At 45.7% G+C, this 18,968-nt stretch carries 13 protein-coding genes, 1 tRNA gene and 1 pseudogene; 3 read left to right on the top strand and 12 right to left on the bottom strand.

Translation table 11 applies throughout. The features are described 5' to 3' along the window. The first annotated feature begins 113 nt into the window (after positions 1-113). Positions 114-683 carry an RNA polymerase sigma factor gene (locus D7D25_RS02050; RefSeq protein ID WP_122967270.1) on the top strand — a complete coding sequence of 190 codons (570 nt, stop codon included), beginning with the start codon at positions 114-116 and terminating at the stop codon, positions 681-683. Next, positions 680-1,972 (top strand): outer membrane beta-barrel protein, encoded by a 1,293-nt coding sequence (locus D7D25_RS02045; protein WP_122967269.1) that lies wholly within the window; start codon positions 680-682, stop codon positions 1,970-1,972. Before D7D25_RS02050 ends, D7D25_RS02045 begins: the two co-directional genes overlap by 4 nt. Before the next feature lie 340 nt (positions 1,973-2,312). Here the strand turns inward: D7D25_RS02045 and D7D25_RS02040 are convergent, their stop codons facing one another. From D7D25_RS02040 to D7D25_RS02000, 9 genes and pseudogenes are all read right to left on the bottom strand, one after another. Beyond that, positions 2,313-3,299 (bottom strand): DUF5017 domain-containing protein, encoded by a 987-nt coding sequence (locus D7D25_RS02040; protein ID WP_122967268.1) that lies wholly within the window; start codon positions 3,297-3,299, stop codon positions 2,313-2,315. 27 nt (positions 3,300-3,326) lie between these two features. Next, positions 3,327-5,165 carry a RagB/SusD family nutrient uptake outer membrane protein gene (locus tag D7D25_RS02035; RefSeq protein ID WP_122967267.1) on the bottom strand — a complete coding sequence of 613 codons (1,839 nt, stop codon included), beginning with the start codon at positions 5,163-5,165 and terminating at the stop codon, positions 3,327-3,329. A gap of 18 nt (positions 5,166-5,183) precedes the next feature. Further along, a complete protein-coding gene (locus D7D25_RS02030) occupies positions 5,184-8,360 on the bottom strand; it encodes a TonB-dependent receptor (protein WP_122967266.1) in 3,177 nt (1,058 codons plus the stop codon). Positions 8,361-8,658: 298 nt separating this feature from the next. Continuing rightward, positions 8,659-9,474 (bottom strand): annotated as a pseudogene (locus D7D25_RS18415) (type I restriction endonuclease). Further along, on the bottom strand, positions 9,452-9,805 hold the full coding sequence (locus tag D7D25_RS02020; protein ID WP_122967265.1) for a hypothetical protein: 354 nt from the start codon (positions 9,803-9,805) through the stop codon (positions 9,452-9,454). The pseudogene D7D25_RS18415 and the gene D7D25_RS02020 overlap by 23 nt, the downstream one beginning before the upstream one ends. A 67-nt stretch (positions 9,806-9,872) precedes the next feature. Then, complete coding sequence (locus D7D25_RS02015) at positions 9,873-10,745, bottom strand: DUF488 family protein (protein ID WP_255417138.1); 873 nt, start codon at positions 10,743-10,745, stop codon at positions 9,873-9,875. 466 nt (positions 10,746-11,211) lie between these two features. After that, positions 11,212-11,285, bottom strand: a tRNA-Asp gene (locus tag D7D25_RS02010). Positions 11,286-11,585: 300 nt separating this feature from the next. Next, on the bottom strand, positions 11,586-13,688 hold the full coding sequence (locus D7D25_RS02005; protein WP_370453817.1) for a prolyl oligopeptidase family serine peptidase: 2,103 nt from the start codon (positions 13,686-13,688) through the stop codon (positions 11,586-11,588). Between the two features lie 59 nt (positions 13,689-13,747). Further along, a complete protein-coding gene (locus D7D25_RS02000) occupies positions 13,748-14,404 on the bottom strand; it encodes an ABC transporter ATP-binding protein (RefSeq protein ID WP_122967262.1) in 657 nt (218 codons plus the stop codon). Between the two features lie 131 nt (positions 14,405-14,535). On the opposite strand from D7D25_RS02000, the gene pdxH reads away from it, so the two are divergent. Then, on the top strand, positions 14,536-15,174 hold the full coding sequence (gene pdxH / locus D7D25_RS01995; RefSeq protein WP_122967261.1) for a pyridoxamine 5'-phosphate oxidase: 639 nt from the start codon (positions 14,536-14,538) through the stop codon (positions 15,172-15,174). Between the two features lie 71 nt (positions 15,175-15,245). On the opposite strand, the gene tsaB is transcribed toward pdxH, so the two are convergent. The 3 genes from tsaB to D7D25_RS01980 all read right to left on the bottom strand — a co-directional run bounded on the left by tsaB (position 15,246) and on the right by D7D25_RS01980 (position 18,676). Next, on the bottom strand, positions 15,246-15,944 hold the full coding sequence (gene tsaB / locus D7D25_RS01990; RefSeq protein ID WP_122967260.1) for a tRNA (adenosine(37)-N6)-threonylcarbamoyltransferase complex dimerization subunit type 1 TsaB: 699 nt from the start codon (positions 15,942-15,944) through the stop codon (positions 15,246-15,248). A gap of 122 nt (positions 15,945-16,066) precedes the next feature. Continuing rightward, positions 16,067-16,381: an RNA-binding protein gene (locus tag D7D25_RS01985; RefSeq protein WP_122967370.1), complete on the bottom strand. Its 315-nt coding sequence runs from the start codon at positions 16,379-16,381 to the stop codon at positions 16,067-16,069. 201 nt (positions 16,382-16,582) lie between these two features. Next, the gene (locus tag D7D25_RS01980) at positions 16,583-18,676 is read right to left on the bottom strand and encodes a M3 family metallopeptidase (protein WP_185140198.1); all 2,094 of its coding nucleotides are present in this window, start codon (positions 18,674-18,676) and stop codon (positions 16,583-16,585) included. Positions 18,677-18,968 lie beyond the last annotated feature (292 nt).

Here is an 18,968-nt window from a genome sequence, read left to right as displayed (position 1 = left end):
GTACTGGAAACGCGTATTCTTGTATCGGAAAACGCCCGCGAGACAGTTGCGCGGACTTGAAACGTGGATTTTGCCGCCACTGCGGCATGACTCGAAACTATAACTATTGGTAAATGGTAAGAAAAGAAAAAGAAGAGCAGGACATTCTTCAGCAAATTCTACGCGGTAATACAGTTGCCATGAAGGAATTTTACAACACTTACTCGGGATATCTTACCACCGTATGTTCTCGATACATATCCAATAGGGAAGATGTTAAGGACGTTTTACAAGAGAGTTTCATCAAGGCTTTCAAAGCCGTGAAGCAGTTTGAATACAAGGGAGAGGGGTCGTTAAAGGCGTGGACGACCCGCATCGTGATAAATGAAGCATTGAAGCACCTCAAGAAAAATCAAAAACTGAAGGTTACGAATATGCCCGACCGGGATTTGCCCGATATGGCCGATGAGCAGGAGCCGGATTTCGAGGAAATTCCCACTTCGGTGATTTTGGAAATGATCCGCACCCTTCCGACAGGTTACCGCACCGTGTTCAACCTGTATGTTTTCGAGCAAAAAAGTCATAAAGAGATTGCTTCCATATTAGGCATAGCGGAAAACTCTTCCGCATCGCAATTACACAGAGCAAAAAGCATTTTGGTAAAAGAAATAGAATTATATCGAACAAAAAAAATGGTGCTATGAACACTCCATGGCAAGATAAACTGCGCGATAGGATGCTGCATCATGAAGAACCCGTTCCAGAGGGTTTGTGGGAGCGCATCGAGCAGATTATGAGCGTCGAGAGCGCCGCCAAGACTGTGCCCGCGAGGCGGAAGGTTTTCCCGTTGTGGAGCCTGCGTGTCGGAGCGGCAGTGGCAGCAGCCTTAGTTTTGTTTTTTATCGGCCTGCACACGTTGAATTTAAAGGAAAACCGCAAAGAGATCCCGATGGCAGAGCAGGGACAGAATGCATATCCTATTCCCGACAGGTCTCCATTCAAACAGGGACCTGCTAAAAAAACAGAAAAAGAGCTTTTAGCATATAGAACCGAAAAAAAGAATCGGGAAAGGGTGAAAGCATCGCACCCCGAAAAAGACAGCACTCTTGCAATAATAGTAGTAGAGAATCGGCCTCTGGAAAAAGAACAGCAGCAACAACAAAAAAAGGAACCCGACACCCCGGACGAGGCACAAAACCCAGATCCGGCTAATGAAAACCGGAATTGGCTTGGGGCGGAGAGAAACACTACGTCAGTATTCCAATTGCCCGCACACATACGCCACCGCAAACCAGCGAAATGGCAAACAGGCATTTATGCATCAAACATTTCATCGGCGTTAAGAAAACACGAAGGATACGGCAGTTTCAAGTCTTATGATTTTACATCGGAAGAGGAAGAGTACGTGGCGGCAGCCATTCGATCGGATTTACCCGAGGGTAACTCTATATTGAACGAATATGAACACGTGTACAGTGATATCGAACACCATCAGCCGATAACCCTGGGTGTTTCGCTGAAATACAATCTCGACGCGCGATGGAGCCTGACAAGCGGGCTTACATATACCATTCTATCATCCCGGTTACGCTCGGGGGCAGACAATCATTATTACAACAGCCGCCAAACGCTGCACTATGCGGGCATTCCCTTAAACGTGAATTATACCGTATGGGGAAACGACAAAGTATTAACGTATGTGTCGGCAGGCGGGCTGGTAGAAAAAAATGTCTCGGGCACGCTGTCAACAGATGTTGTGATCGACAACAAACTCAAGACACAGAACAGTCAAAAAATTTCTGTTAAGCCCCCGCAATGGTCTGTCAATTCGGCAGTGGGCATTCAATACCAATTCTATAAAAATATCGGGATATATGCCGAACCGGGTGTCGCGTATTATTTTAAGAACAAAAACAACGTGGAAACGATTTACAAGGAAAAGCCGCTGAATTTCAACATTCGGCTGGGATTGCGTTTTTCGTTGAATGAATGACATAACCTATTCCAGCGGCTTAGGTCGAACTCACGTTAACCTAAGAATTTCGCGTGCTCTTGAGCGTCTGTAATCAAGATCTTTTCTTGCGACATTTCAAGTTAAGTTTTTCTTGCATAAACATGGTCATATCAGCGTTTATTCACAACAAACAACTCTTTATCGACCAACGCAAAACCAACCCCTTCGGGCAAGCGTACCATCAACGAGGGCAGACGGGATGACCCAAATGTCATCCCGGTCGATGCCGGACCCGATCATCTTGATTTGCCCGAACCACGCCAGATGATCTCCTGCCGGACAGGTAAGGTGGGCACTCGGCGAAGGGGATTCTTAAATATCAGGGCTCCACAATCGTTATTTCCACTTCACGAACCGTATATTTGACATTGTCGATTGTGCTGTTCACCGCGACAAAATATGCCTTATATGTTCCCGGTGTGTTGTATTGATAGCTATATGATTCCATTTCGTCCGCATTGATACCCTTGATCGCCGAAGCCCAATCTTTCGCCAACCTGACCGTATCCTTGTAAATCGGTTTCGATATCGCCCATGTTACCGTCTCAGGATCGTTCCATGGGTCATTTTCGTCGTAAAGCGAATCTGTGGGCAATCTGTAGAGATTGGCGGAAAAAGTGATTCTCGTGGAATTGACATAAGACCGCGACGGGGCTTCCTCGGGATACTGGTCAATAATCCTGAAGCCGGCATGAATATAATCGGTTATCACAATATCCGCCCCATCAACGGGATCAACCAGACTTTTGACGGTAAAGTTCGTAACATACCACGGATTCGCGACTTTGTTCGCATTTTGCGGTTTGGTCGTATATCTGAAGCCGATATAGACCGGCCCTTTACCGGAAAAATAAGAAGTGATGTCCCTCTCTCCCGACGCAACGGAAGAGGTTCCTGTTGCCAATGTGAATTGATCAGATACATCCGTCCAATGGGCCGAAACGATATCCGCATAATTGTCGTTCCCATTATAATCGGTGGAATAGAGCACCGCCAACTGATTGGTCTGACAATTAGCCGGAGCGCTGACCATTTGGGTGGAAAAGCTCATGGTTGCGCCCGCATCGGCAACTTGTATCAAACGCCCTTCGTCTTTATATAAATAGTTATTTCCCGGCTCGCCGGAATAAAAACTGATGATTGAAGGTGCTCCGGTAAATTTGAATACGACTTCCTCTCCCACTTCAAAAGTGGTTTTGTCGACAGAGACAGTGAACTCAGGTTGTTCCACATCGCCCAACCTTTCGGAACAGGATAATAATACTCCCACGAATCCTATTCCTATCAATAAATATTTTGCTTTCATTGTTGTTATGATTTATAATGATACTTTTCACCAACCGGGATTTTGGGTCATGGCCGTATTGTTGATCATTTCGACATCGGGTATCGGATATAACAAATGCTTGGGCACCTCCACATTCGTATAGTACGAAATATATACCGAACCGGGCATGATGAGTTGCATGATAGCGGCTTCCGCCTGCATCGCCTCATAATATATGCCCCAACGGATTAAGTCGGCTTTGCGCTGGTTTTCGAAACAAAGCTCCCGAAGCCGTTCGTTCTGAATAAACTCCCTGAATTTTTCCCGCGAAGCGGTATATTCAGCCGTGACATCGGCATCGGACGGGGTGAATATGGAAGCGGTAGCCGTGGCGCCTGAACCCTCCCCTCCTGAGATGGTGACTGTTGGTTCCGAGGTATAACTGCCGTTCTGATAAAACTGGACACCTGTCGAGTCACGGACAAGCGAAATCCGCGTGACGACACCATCCCTCACCGTGGCCACCGCTTTCGCACCGGAGCCGCCGCCACCGGATATAGTCACCGTCGGGGCAGAGGTGTATCCGCTTCCCCCGTCTGTCACGGTGATCTCCCTGATACCGGTTGACCAAGCCCGTCTGCGCACTTGATTAACCGCGTCAATCGCCTCTGGAGTGGGGCCTCCGTTTGCCTCGTTCAACGCTTCGGCATACATCAGCAGCACGTCGGCATAGCGGAGCAATTGCACATTCTGTGGCGTGTAAGTAGCCATCCTCGGCGATAAAGTTTCATATTCACGCCGGAATTTCCCGGGAGAGCGGTACAAATATGAAGCCGTGAAAGAAGGAGCGGATATCAGAGTTTTAGCTCCGGTGTTGTTCACATATCTGAAATGCGGAATACACCAATACTTGCGGTTGTCGCCCACTTCATAAGCGCTGTAAAGCTTATGGCTGTAACTCATATACGCATCCGAACGCCCGACTGTCGCATTATTGCTCGAATGGCTGTACACTCCGTTGATCCATCCGTTGCGACCGTATTCATTGTAACTGTCCGTGCCGTTTCCCCAAAACTCCACCTCGAAAATACTCTCCTTGATGTCGTATTTGTCCTGCGCCAAAGTGATGAATATGTTGGGAAAACTCGGATTCAAACTGTGCGTACCATCGTCAATCACTTTTTTCGCCCAATTTGCGGCATCGGCATAACGAGCCGTTTCCTGCAAGGGATATCCGGCCATGGTGAGACACACACGGGCCAAAATCCCCCGCACTGCCGATTTGCTCACACGGCCCCCAAACCCGATGTCCGAAATATCCTGCACCAACGGCTCGGCTGCCGTCATATCACTTAAAATCTGGTCATAGACTTCCTTCACTGTATTACGCGGAATATGGACATCTTTTACCGAATTGCTCGGCGTGGTCTTTATCGGCACTCCTCCGAAATTCTGAACGAGAATGAAATAGAAATAACCCCTCAGGAATAAGGCTTGTCCTCTGACATTGTCTCTGATTTTCAAATCGATATCCGGATTGTTGTCCACACTGGCCAACAGCAGGTTAGCCCTGTTGATTCCGCTGAACAAGATATTCCATAGATTTGTAAGATAACTGTCGCCAGAGGAATGGTTGCTCCTGAACGCACCCGTAGAGATGGAGGATCTGTTCATATATCCCTCGTCCGCTTCCCAACCGAACAGGTATAAGGCATTATTGCCATATAGGGAGCCATTCCCCAAGGCATCGTACACGCCGGTCAATGCCGTATTCAACTCATCTTCGGTCTGGTAATAGTTGCCCGGGAACAGGAAATCCGTCGGCTTCGGGTCGAGAAAATCACTGCACGAAAAAAACGAGACAAATGCCGAGAGGCATATCACGATATAAGAATTCTTTTTCATTGGTTTCATTTTTTTAATTTAAAATGTCAATTTGATCCCCCCTACAATGGTAATCGCCCGCGGATAGGCCGAATAGTCATAATTGGGCGTTAAGATACCGTTCTGGGCAGAAGTGGACGTTAAGCTACTGCTCTGAGTAGATACTTCCGGATCTAATCCCGAATAATTGGTCCATGTATAGAGGTTCTGCATAGCCACATTCAGCGAAAGCCCCTTAATGTAGAAGCGGGTTAATAATCGGCTTGGTACGGTATAGTCGAGTGAAACGGTTTTCAGACGCAGGTAGGAACCGTCCTCCACATATTTCGAGGAATGATAGCCGATAGGACCTTGTCCGCCCGCTCTGAAATTTTCATTCGTCTGATTTTCCGGCGACCATCTGTTCACATAGCTTGCAAACTGGTTCATATTGGAGCGGCCGTTCGAGTTACCCTCAAAAGTGATTCTGTTCGCGTTATAGATATCTGCACCGTACGACCATTGGAAAAACACATTCAACGTGAAATTCCGATATTTCAAATTGTTGCTGAATCCTCCGGTATGAATCGGCTGTCCGCGCCCGATAATCGTCTTGTCCGATGCATTGACGATGCCGTCACCGTTCAAGTCCCGATATTTGATATCGCCCGGCTGTATGGCGGTACGCGAATTGCCGTTTGTCGGCACGTTGTCTTTCAAGATATAGACACCTGGTGCCGGATTGTCAAAATCGTCATACTGGTAATTTCCTTCCCAAATATATCCGATCATCATCCCCGAGGGCCTGCCTATCTCCGAAATATAAAGATAGTCGGTATAGTTAGCGTCCGTCGTTATGGCATTTTTCAGAGAAGACTGACCGTCGTTCAATGCCAATATCTTGTTTCTATTGAAGCTGATGTTAAACGAGCTTTCCCATTTGAAGTCCTTATTTTTGATATTGACCGTGTTGAGAGTTATCTCAAGGCCCTTGTTCTCTAACTCGCCGATATTTTTGTACGCCGAACTGAATCCGGAACTGGTAGGGAGTGTTGCATTCAGCAGCAAATTATTCGTTTTACGCCGGTATATGTCTGTCATTATCTCAATCCGGTTGTCAAACAAACCCAATTCAAGTCCGATATCGGTCGATTTCGTTCGCTCCCATGAGAGGTTTATATTCTCCATCGTTTTCTGGTAAACCATCGGTTCGGGTGTCTGGTTGTTGAAAGAGTATCCGCTCAGCGCGTAAGTCAACTCGGCCAACGATGCGAAATCGGAAACACGATCATTCCCCACAACGCCATAACTGCCTCTTAGTTTCAAGTTAGAAATCGGTTTAACCTCTTTCAAGAAAGATTCGTTCTTGGCGTTCCAAGCGGCCGCGACACCGGGAAAATACCCCCATTTGTTGTTTTTGGGAAATTTTGAGGAGCCGTCGGCCCTAAAAGTCAAGGTTAGTAGATATTTCGACAGATAACCATAATCCAATCGTCCCCCATAGGAAGCCCTGGTATTACTCGTTTCTTTGCTCACCGCATCGTAAGGAGTGCCTTGGTCAAGACCGGCAATCCCCATGCTCTCGTTAGGCAGGAAACGGCTACTGTAACCATTCGTCTTGGTTTCGCTCTCTTGCATGCTCATCAGAACCAATGCCGTCAAATCATGCGCATTTGCAAATTTTTTCCTGTAAGTGAGCGTATTGTCGGTCATCAGGTCATTCCTGTAAATATTCGAGATGGACCCGTATATTCCGTTCCTATTGTTCGGATTGAGCGGACTGCCTTGAATGGTTTTCGAATTGTAGAACCGCTCGTTACGGTAGTTGTTCCTTCTCGTACCGCCGGTCAGTTTCAAGGTCAAATCGTCGGTGATATGATAAACGAGAGACGTCTGCCCATTGAAAATATTCGTATAATTAGGTGTGTATTGGTTTTCAAGGTCTATGAACGGATTGACCCTGTAGTCGGAACCGGTGATGGAACTCTCGTCGGCATCGGCATCCAACAGACTGACATCCGAGCCCAAATAGTTGATTGGCCGATAAGCCCAGGTCCGGAACATGACTTTACTCGATGTGTTATTGGAAGAGGAGGCGCTGATTACCTGCCCCCATGATTTCATTCCCGTATAACCGACCGTAAATCCCGCATTCAGTTTTTCACTGATTGCCTGATCTATAGACACTTGTCCAATATATTTTTTCAACCCTGTATTTACAATGATACCTTTCTGATCTAGGAATGAACCGGATACGGAGTAGCGTGTCTGTTGCGTTCCTCCCCGAATCGAAAGCGAATAGTTGTCCACCCGTCCTTTGTTGAACACGTAATCCTGAAAATCCAATCCTTTCACATTCCTGTAATCCTCTATCGTCATATCGTCCGAAACGTATTGGGAGATGGCGTCGTCACCAAAACGTTCCTGCTGGTATAGCAGAAATTCATAAGGAGACATCAAATCCATCTTTTTGGCCTCCAATTGTGTGCCCATCGATAAACCGAAAGTAATCACCGGCGCACCAACCCTGCCTCTCTTGGTCTGCACCAGAATGACCCCATTCGCAGCCCGGGAGCCGTAAATCGACGTGGAAGAGGCGTCCTTCAATACCGAAATGGATTCGATATCATCGGAATTTAACGTGGTAGGGTCAAAGTCCTCAATAGGAAATCCGTCTATTACGAACAAAGGCGATACGCTTTGGGTAAGGGAGCCGGGACCTCTCACCACAATATTCGGAGTTGCTCCCGGTTGACCGTCCGAACTCGACACATTGACACCGGCAATTCGCCCGGCCAACGCCTCGGCAAACGACGTTGTGGGAGCTTTCGCCATATCGTTCACATTGGCCGTCCCCACAGAGCCTGTCAAATCTTTTCGTCGGACCGAACTATACCCGATCACCACAACTTCATCTAATTGAGAAGAGGTCTCTTTGAGGACAACGCGGATGTCGGATCGGTTCTGGACCGGAACCTCAACCGTTTCATATCCTATGAACGATATGACCAATACCGAATTTAATGGGATTGCGCTAAGGTCGAAATTACCATCCATATCGGTAACAGTCCCCAAAATACTCGAAGATTTTACTTTAACCGAGGCTCCAATAATAGGTTCGCCACCTTCATCCGTCACTCTTCCATGAATTCCCTGATTTTGAGCATACAAATTGACATCCAAGAAAAAAAGCAAGAACAGCAACAGATTAGCTAAAAATAAATGATTGAATTTCATATGTACAAAAATTAAATTACAGAAACAAAATAACAATGATTCTTTCTAAAAAAAAACAAAAAAAAACGAAAACATATCCTCAAAAAACGTCATGATGTATTTTTGAAAACAATTTTCGACAGGTACAAAACACTAAACAGCTTCATTATTTTAAACCTCAGAACACTGAATATCAATCACTATTAAGGAATAAATAATATAAACTAGTTTCAATTCGCACTTGGGTGGGCATCATTCAGTCAACCTTTGAGTTAGATAACAGATATTAACCAAATACAAATCAAACCCGCTCCACCTATTAATATGATTGACAGTTGAATGAAAACACAACAACTTCGAAATGACTGACAATATCATTGGTTATTTTCTTGATCCGGTTCTCGCTACCGACAAGCGCTAAAACGATGAAATGGCGAATCAAATCGAGTAGCGTTTCTTTATTCAGCATCCCGGTAACCATCGTTTCGAGTTGGCTGAACAGATGAGATGCCTCCGTCTCACCATCGGCAGACTTCCATGCCAGAAAACGGCTTAATCCTGCCGAAAGAGATCCGGCCTTTGCCTCTAATCCATCCGAGATAATCAGCAAGGCATTGTACGTAAATAGTGAAGGAATCTGCGACTTGTAAGTCTCCATTTGTCGAAAGGCAGCATTCACGGTAGCATTTTCATCCGTGGCATTTTTCAACTCAACCAAGACCAAAGGCAGACCATTTACAAACAGTAAAACGTCAGGACGCTTCTTGTGGTGATTCTCAATGACGGTAAACTGGTTACTAACCACGAATTTATTGTTCAATGGATCCTGAAAATCAACCAACCAGACCAGCTCACCACGTTCGCTACTGTCTTGTTAGTAATTTACCGGAATACCGTCCGTCAAATAGCGATGGAAAGTCTCGTTATTCGAGATCAATTCGGGTGATGCAATACGCTGAATTTCCCGGATGACCTCTTCCTGCTGCTCTGTAGGGATAGTCGGAATAATGCGTTTGACTACACGACGAAGACGGTCAATCAATACTACCTGTTCGTAACTCTCTCGCTCGGGCGTTTCACCATCGGGAGCAATATTCGGAGCATAGATATATTCATAGCCCGTTCTTTCGAGCAATTCTATGGCAAACTCCTCTATATGGGATTCGGCGATTCGGGTCTTTCGCAGCGGCTATCAACTCAGTCATATTATCCCAAATCGTATCGCCGATATGTAGTTTTCTTTTGGCCCAATCACCTTTGGTATCAATCTTATCGAGCATACGGATTTCTCTATCCAAATCCGTTGGACGATAACTTTCAGGTCGAAAGTCGGACGTATTTTTCACCAAATCGATTTCTATCCATTGCCATTTCTCGAATTGATTCTGATAATCGAGTTTACGGAATGGTACCGGGAAAATACGAATCCATGAACCATCTTCCCTAAAACCGGCAGTACAGACCAACTCATCGTATTTCTCGGAAAGGTTGGATATGTTTTGACGGTAATGAGGACTTTAGTCAATGCCATGTCTACAATAGTTTAAACGAATAGTCAATATCAGGTAACTGCATCAATGCATTGGCAACATGCGTACGATGGCATTGATGCGGATTTTTTTCGAAACAGGTAACAGCCACCCGGCCATAGGTTTCAATCAGCGCTCTTATTTTCAATAGCGCCTCTTTATTTTTTTTCAGCGTTGTTTTTTCGTAGTTCTCAAACAGACAATCATAATCGGCTTGCGAATACAATTCCTGGCGCTTTTCTGATTCTATTCCCAATTCCGGTATATGCTTATAGCGAATACCAACACCCGTACAGGCTTTTTGCAACTGGCTTTTTGAGAATCCGAATTTCTGACTGAAAGCATTTTTGCGCACATCACATAAGACGTGCACATCATTTATTATCAGTTTATTTATATATGTCTCAAGCGAGATACCCTCGTAACCGATACTAAACAACTGGGGTTCTGTGAACACGCGTTTTTGTTCTTCTACTCGGGCTAATTCATCTTTCGTCAGCAACTCATTGGCAATTGAGCTATTGATGGCAAAATAAGGATATTTTTGATAAGTATAGCGTATTAAATCGGTCTGAGACATCGAACCAAATTCGGCTTTTACATCGAGTAACGCCTGACGATCGGATTTATCAAACATTTCCAGATATTTTCCTCTTTGTTTAAGTTTTATAAATCTACCACTCTGATGCTCGGATATTTCAAGATAACCATATTTCGCCATGGTAGACAAATCCTGATCAGCTTGAAACGAGAAGCAACCGTAACGACAAGGTATAAAATCGAACGCTTTAACCGACTGCACACGGGTAAACAGAAACAGAAACTTCTGCAAACTCTTTGCCGTCAGTTGTTCGTCAAACACTTCCAGTAAAGCCAATACTATTTTTCTCCTGTAATATAACATACTGCAAATGTACAGTTTTTTAGTCGATTTTCAGAAATGTAAATCATCAATATCATCATCTTCCGTACTCTCAACATTGACTTTTGGAAACTTGCCCTTGTAAGTAGTACGAAATTTTAAATACCGCTTTCATAATTTAATTTTTCTGTAGCATTTTGCCACAAAGTTCGACATAATAATTTAATTATGAATTAGATATGAGTAGTCAAATAATGTTCAACCGGTACTCATTGCTACATTTTTTATTTCAGAAAAAGCAGTGTAGCAGAAAATGTAGCATTAAAGTGAACCAAACTTGGATACAAGTCTTACCAAATGGTATTCAACTGGTTTGATAGATTGCACTTTTTCACTTTATAACACATTGATTATCAGTAGTATTCTGGGATAGACATAAAAAAAGAGAATACTAAAATAGTACTCTCTTTTATGTTTTTAGCGGTATGGACGGGACTCGAACCCGCGACCCCCTGCGTGACAGGCAGGTATTCTAACCAACTGAACTACCACACCGTTTTTGGTCGCTATGGAAGACCTTCACCTCCGTGAACAGTTTTCGATAGCGAGTGCAAAGGTAAGGATAATTTCAGAATTACAAAACTTTTGAGGGGATTTTTTCTGCCAAAATTCACTTTTTCACACTCGCCATTCAAAATAGAGCCCTCTTTCACAAAAACCATCTATTTCATATGATTATTTTATTTCGGTATATGGAACCTTTGATGTTCAAAATATTCATTCCCTTCGGGTGTGTAATGATTATTGTAAACATGTCGGTTTCATACCAAAACAATCCCACGGGGAGGTCGCGGTTTACTTCAACCACTCATCAAACCAGCGGAAGAACTCGCGCTGAAAAAGGACTCCGTTCTGAGGCTTGGTGATCCAATGATTCTCGTCGGGGAAGATAAGCATCCGCGACGGAATACCTCTCAATTGGGCGGCATTGAACGCCATCATTCCTTGCGAAGCCAGAATACGATAGTCGTATTCACCATGGGTAATCATGATCGGTGTGTCCCATCTGTCTATGAACCTATGGGGAGAATTGGCATAGGTGCGTTGTGCAATGGCATTTGACTTATCCCAGAATGGGCCCCCCATATCCCAGTTGGCAAAGAACATCTCTTCCGTCTCCAGATATTGCGCTTCCAGATTGAAGATCCCCGCATGCGACAAAAACGCTTTAAATCGCCCGTCGTGATTTCCGGCAAGCCAATAAACGGAAAAACCGCCATAACTTGCCCCGGTACAGCCCAAGCGGGTTTCATCGACATAGGGTTCCTGGGCAAGAGCATCGATGGCTGTGAGATAATCCCGCATATCCTGTCCGCCGTAATCACCGCTGATCTGTTCGAGCCATTCCTGTCCGAATCCGGGCAAGCCGCGGCGGTTGGGCGCCACCACGATATAACCATTGGCTGCCATCATCTGGAGATTCCACCGGTAAGACCAGAACTGGCTTACCATATTCTGTGGGCCTCCCTGACAATACAAGAGAGCCGAATAGCTCTTTTTAGGATCGAAATCGGGTGGATAGACCACCCATGTGAGCATCTCCTTGCCATCGGTAGTGGTGATCCAGCGCTCTTCCACCTCTCCCATTCGCAGCCGGTCGAGTATCTCTTTATTTTCAAACGATATTTCGGTAGCCTGGCCCGAGGCAATATCCACACTGTAGATCTCCGCGGGTTGTGACATGGAGTGCCGTTTCGCGATGAGTTTGCCATTTCCCAGGGCAACAGAGGTATAGTCGTATTTTCCCTGAGTAACGGGAGTGATCTCTTTGGTGACGATATCTGCCGCATGCAACTGAGTGGTTCCTTTTACGGACGACACCATATAAATAGTACGGTTGTCACTGCTCCAGACAAAATCATCAGTATTGTAATCGAACTGTTCCGTCACATAGGTCTTTTCGCCTGTGGCCAGATCCATGACGAACAACCGGTTCTTGTCGGCTTCATATCCGTCGCGTTCCATACTCTGCCAGGCAAGATATTTCCCATCGGGCGAGAACCGAGGATTCACGTCGTACCCCATCATCCCCTCAGTCATATTTCGAGTCTGACGGCTTTGCACATCGTAAAAATAAATATCGGAATTAGTAGAAAGAGCGTACTCTTTTCCTGTCTTTTTGCGGGATGTGTAGGCAATCGTTTTGCCGTCGGGGCTCCAGGCAAGTTGCTCTATGCCTCCCAAGGGTGCCATCGGCGCTTCATAGGGCTCTCCCTCCAAAAGATCTTTTATATTTGACAACTTATTACCTGAAAGATCAGCCACAAAGGGATGGGGCACGCTTTCCACCCACTTGTCCCAATGCTTGTACATCAGATCGTCTACTATCCTACCCGACGCATCCGGCAGGTCGGGATATTTTTCGGCAGCCGTCTCCACCGTTTTCACACTTTTGATGAACAGCACTTTCTTCCCGTCAGGAGAATATTTAAATCCATCGATTCCCCCTTCCACATTGGATATCTGCTTCATCCCTCCCCCATCAGGATTAATGGTCCATATCTGCGAAGAACCGGTCTCATTGCTAAGGAAGGCTATCTTTTTACCCTCTGCGATCCATTGCGGGTTATTTTCCTGGGTATGGGTGATGGTGAGTTGTTTCTTCTCCGAGCCGTCGCTTTTCATGATAAACAACTCCGAGTTGGTTTTATTCTGCGGAACACTCACATAAGTCACCTGATAGAGGATATGCGATTTGTCGGGCGAGACCTCCACACTCCCTACCCGGCCAAAACTGTAAAGGATTTCAGGCGTCATGACACCTTCATTTATAGTGAGTTTTGCCTTGCCTATCGTCTCGGTCAGCTCTTTATTCGCTTTTTTAGCCGCCTCCTTGGAAGCCGGCGTCAGGGAAGCTTCGTTGCAAGCCAGCATGCTCCCGGTAATAATAATTGCCATAAATAGTGATTTACTCTTCATACGGTTTGGATCGATATACTTGGTTACACTTATGATTTTTATTGGTCGACTATCTGTCCGTCTATCATGTGGATGGTTCTGTCGGTGATCGATGCCAGTTGTTGATCATGCGTCACAATGATAAAGGTCTGGTCAAGCTTGTCCCGCAGTTCGAAAAAAAGCTGGTGAAGCTCCTCCTTATTATCGGAGTCGAGGCTACCGGAAGGCTCATCGGCAAAGACTACAAGGGGGTCGTTTATCAATGCGCGGGCTACAGCGACACGTTGTTTTTCACCGCCGGACAATTCCGCCGGCTTATGGGTGATGCGTTCTGAAAGTCCCATCATACACAGCAGATCCTTTGCCCTCGCTTCCGCCTCGACATGTTTCGCATGTCCTATCAGCGCCGGGATCATCACATTTTCGAGGGCGGTAAACTCAGGCAACAACTGGTGAAACTGAAAAACAAATCCGATATTCCTGTTCCGGAAATCAGACAATTTTTTTTCACCCAGCGAGCTTAATTCGTGATTATCGATGTAAATCCTACCGGAATCGGCTTTCTCCAAAGTCCCCATGATCATCAGCAGGGTAGTCTTACCCGCGCCACTCGGCCCCACGATAGAAACTATCTCTCCTTTCCGCACCTCCAGATCGATCCCTTTCAGTACCTGAAGCGGGCCGAAGCTCTTATGAATTTTCTCTGCTTTTATCATCTGATTCGTTTACCACAACATAATCAATTTGCGAAGATAAGAAAAATGCATAACTATTTAAAAGAATCAGGGTGGTTTTGAACAGAAAATCATGTACTTTTGTGAGGAGCAAATGTAGATTTTCACAGAGGATGGACGAATTAAGTAGAATGAGGCATGAATACCTGGGGGGAAGCCTTAACGAAACAGAGATGGCATTGAATCCTTTCGATGAATTCAAGGTATGGCTGGAGACAGCCATTGCCTCCGGCTTGTCGGAACCCAACGCCATGACCGTAGCTTCAGCCACTCCCGAGGGAAGGCCTTCAGCGCGTGTGGTACTTTTAAAAGAGTTGAATGAGAAGGGATTTGTATTTTATACCAACTATATGAGCCGGAAAGGAGAGGAATTGCTTGCTAATCCTTTTATTGCAGCCGTTTTCGACTGGCATGAGATCGAACGGCAGGTAAGGATTGAAGGTATTGCCGAGAAGGTGGACGAGGAAGAGTCGGATGCTTATTTCAACGTACGGCCCAATGATGCCAAGATAGGGGCATGGGCATCCCCCCAAAGCAGGATGGTAAGGGGGCGCGAAGAACTGGAAGAGTTGGAGAAGAGGTATGCAAATCAATTCTCCGGCAGTGAAATACCACGACCTCCTCATTGGGGCGGTTTTCTGATTCGACCGACCATGATTGAATTCTGGCAGGGGCGTCCCAACCGAATGCACGACCGCATGGCGTATTATAAAGGAGACAAAGGCTGGAACATGCAACGATTAGCTCCCTGAAATCCTGTTTTATAAAAGAATTATATTTCACTCACCAAAGCTTGACCACAAGAATACCAAAAGAGGAATGATTAGCTTTTAACGTCAATCACCTTATTCTTTGGGGTGGTAGCCACAAATTCTTTCAGGTAAAAAGGTTCGAAATAGGCTACATCCACAAATGTTTTATCGGTAAAGGCTTTTTCAGCCAGAGGCACCATTGCCGAAGCCAGCGGGTGAATATCATCAAAGAACAGCGCATTGGGATGGGTGATGAGAGTACGGCATTTCTCCGCACCGTTTCCGAAAAAGAGGACCTTCTGTTTCTCAAGAAGATCGCTGTAACTCTCCTCTTTCACTATGTCGGCCGATGTTTCACGGATCATATTGAGCGACCGGTCGAAGAAGGTGGCATAGACCTCCATGCGCCGGGCATCAATCATCGGGCAAAGCAGCGTATCTTCATCTGCTTTCCCCCTCATCATCGAAGCCATGATACAGGCCGTGGGAATGGCGATCATTGGAATATCCAGGCCGTAACTCAATCCCTTGGCCTCCGACACACCGATACGCAATCCGGTATAAGAGCCGGGGCCGCTGCTCACAGCGATAGCGTCCAGGTGGATATCCCGTTCTCTGGCATATTCCATTATTTCATGGACAAAAAGACCTACCAGGCTTGCATGCGACCGGCCTTCATAATTCTCTTTGTTCACCAGGATCTCCCCATCACGCGAAAGCGCACAGGAACATACGGGAGTGGATGTTTCAATTGTAAGCAGCGTACACATAAGAGGAATAATGGCAAAATAGTTTGACGGCGTAAAGGTAACCAATTTTCTCCCGGCAGAAGCGAAGGGACATAAAAAAACTGCATCGGTTGTGATGCAGTTTCTCCAAATCTAATGAAAGATCAATACCTGTTCCTGTCGCGGTTTCCGTAACCACCTCCACGGTTGTTATTATACTTCGGACGGTCTCCCTCGGCACGAGGGCGAGCTTCAGAAACGGACAATGTACGTCCGTCGTATTCAGCATCGTTGAGTTCTTCAATGGCGCGTTGTCCATCACCTTCGTTTGACATTTCCACGAAACCATAGCCTTTTGAACGGCGGGTTTCACGATCAGTAATAATTTTGGCAGAAGATACCTCTCCGTATTCTTCAAACAGTTCTTTTAAATCGGCATCAGTAATCTGATAACTTAAGCCAGCTACAAAAATGTTCATGTAAAAAAAATAAAAATAAAAAATAAATAAATTGCGCAGAAGTCCTTTCAATTAAAGAGGAGTTAGGAAATAACTTAACAATGAGTGAAGAAACTAAATAACGGCCCGCTAAAAATACTTATGCGCCACAAAGATAGGGATAAAATAATTCTAACAAAACAAATCGGCAATAAATTTGCAAAATAATTATCAAACACTTTTTTAGTTATCAATACCACTTCTTCTGAGCAGGGCTTCCACATTGGGTTCCTGACCACGGAAACGAATAAAAAGCGTCATCGGATCTTCAGTGTTTCCTTTTTCCAAAATATTGGTTCTGAATGAACGGGCGGTTTCCTTGTCAAAAATACCATTCTTCTTGAAAACGGAGAAAGCATCCGCATCCATCACTTCCGACCATTTATAACTATAATACCCGGCCGCGTAACCTCCTGAGAATATATGACCGAATGAAGCAGACACACATGTTTCGGGAACTACCGGCAGGAGTTGCACACGCTCCATGGCATCCTGTTCAAATGCCCGGACATCTCCTGCGAACGGTGCTTGCAAAGAATGCCACGACATATCGAGGTATCCGAATGAGAGTTGACGCAAGGTGGCATAACCGGCGTTATAGTTGGACGCATCCACTATTTTCCGCAACAGCTCTTCAGGCATCTTTTCACCTGTTTGGTGGTGGAAAGCGAACTTGTCGAGATATTCCTTCTGCACCAACCAGTTTTCCATGATATGGGAGGGTAGTTCCACGAAATCGCGGTAAACACTGGTACCTGAAAGTGTTTCGTAAGTGCATTTCGACAACATCCCATGCAGCGCATGACCGAACTCATGCAGGAATGTCTTCACCTCGTCGAAAGTAAGCAACGCCGGTTTGGTCTCGGTTGGACGGGTGAAATTCATCACAATGGAAACATGGGGACGGCTGTCTTTACCCTCCCTCATATATTGCTCTTTAAAAGAGGTCATCCATGCGCCGGCACGCTTGCCTTCGCGGGGATGGAAGTCAGTATATAAAACCGAAAGGAAATCGCCGTTTTCATCAAACACCTCATAAGCCTCCACTTCGGGATGATAGACCTGAATATCCCTGTTTGCCACAAATCGCAAACCGTAGAGATCGGCTGCCAGTCCGAAAATGCCCTTTTTCACATTTTCCAATTCGAAATAGGGACGTGTCATCTCGTCGTTCAAATCGAAACGATTGTCTTTCAGTTTATCGGCATAATAGCTCCAGTCCCAAGGTTGCAGGTCGAACGGTTTTCCTTCCCTCTCTGAGGCAAACGACTTCACATCTTCCAGTTCCTGTCGGGCTGTGGGCGTAAATGCCTCTGCCAGCCCGTCGAGCAATTCCAAAACTGCCGCCTCATTCTTGGCCATCCTGTTCTTCAACACGTATTCAGAATAGGTGTCATACCCCATCAGACGGGCGATCTCGAGACGGAGATTCACGATCTTCCGCACATTTTCCTGGTTGTCGAATTCTCCACCGGCCACACCTTTGGTGCTGTAAGCCATATAAAGTCTCTCACGAAGATCGCGGCGCGAGGAATATTTCATAAATCCCATATAGCTGGGGGCCGACAGATCGATCAGCCACCCTTCTTTTCCTTTCGACTTTGCCTTTGTGGCGGCGGCATCTATCAGGCTCTCCGGCAATCCCGCCAGATCGGCCTTGTCGGTAAGTACCATCTCAAAAGCATTGGTTTCCCGGAGGTTGTTCTGCCCGAATGCAAGGCTCGCCTTGCTTAGTTCCATTGACAACTCGCGGTATCTCTCTTTTGCTTCGGAAGACAGCGTGGCTCCACTGTTTTCAAAATTCTCGTAGTATTTCTCGGTCAACCGGATTTGCTCCGGAGTAAGTCCGGAAGTATGGCGCGCGTCGTACACCGCTTTCACCCGTTTAAAGAGTTCTTCATTCAGGTTGATATTGTTGGAATGTTGTGATAACTTCGGCGTTAACCGTTGCGATATCTCCATCATCTCATCATTACTCTCGGCGCTCAGCAGGTTGAAGAAGACACCGCTCACCCGGGTTAACATCTCCCCGGAATATTCTATCGCTTCGATGGTGTTGCTAAAAGTAGGGGTTCGGGGATTAGCGACAATCGCATCAATCTCCGACTGATGCTCTCCCATCGCTTTTTCGAAAGCAGGTTCATAATGCCCTATTTTGATCAAATCGAACGGAGCCGTTCCATAAGGGGTTGCAAAGGGTTTAAGAAAAGGGTTCTCTTTTGCCGGGGTAGTCATCATTATCATCACACAGCTGATTGTTAATAATACTTTCTTCATAAAATTCGTTACATTTGCAGAATAAAAGGGTGCGTCTCGGATAAGCTCAACAAGTTAGACTTATCTCTCGGCTTCCACTATACTTACGGAATGCAAGATGCGTCTCGGGAAAGTTCAAGCAAGCTTGACTTACCCCTCAACTTTCATTCCATTCGCAGGAAATAAGAAACCCGGCAAAGATAGTTTTTTTGTTCCAGCAGAGCAAAAAATCATGCCGCCCAAAACATTCTTTTCTGAATTGTGTTTTTTAATACATGGGTAGGGACAAACAAAGAATAGGATCTGAATCACA

This window comes from Proteiniphilum sp. X52 (assembly GCF_003712195.1).
GTDB lineage: Bacteria > Bacteroidota > Bacteroidia > Bacteroidales > Dysgonomonadaceae > Proteiniphilum.
This window is presented reverse-complemented; position numbering and strand designations above follow the sequence as displayed.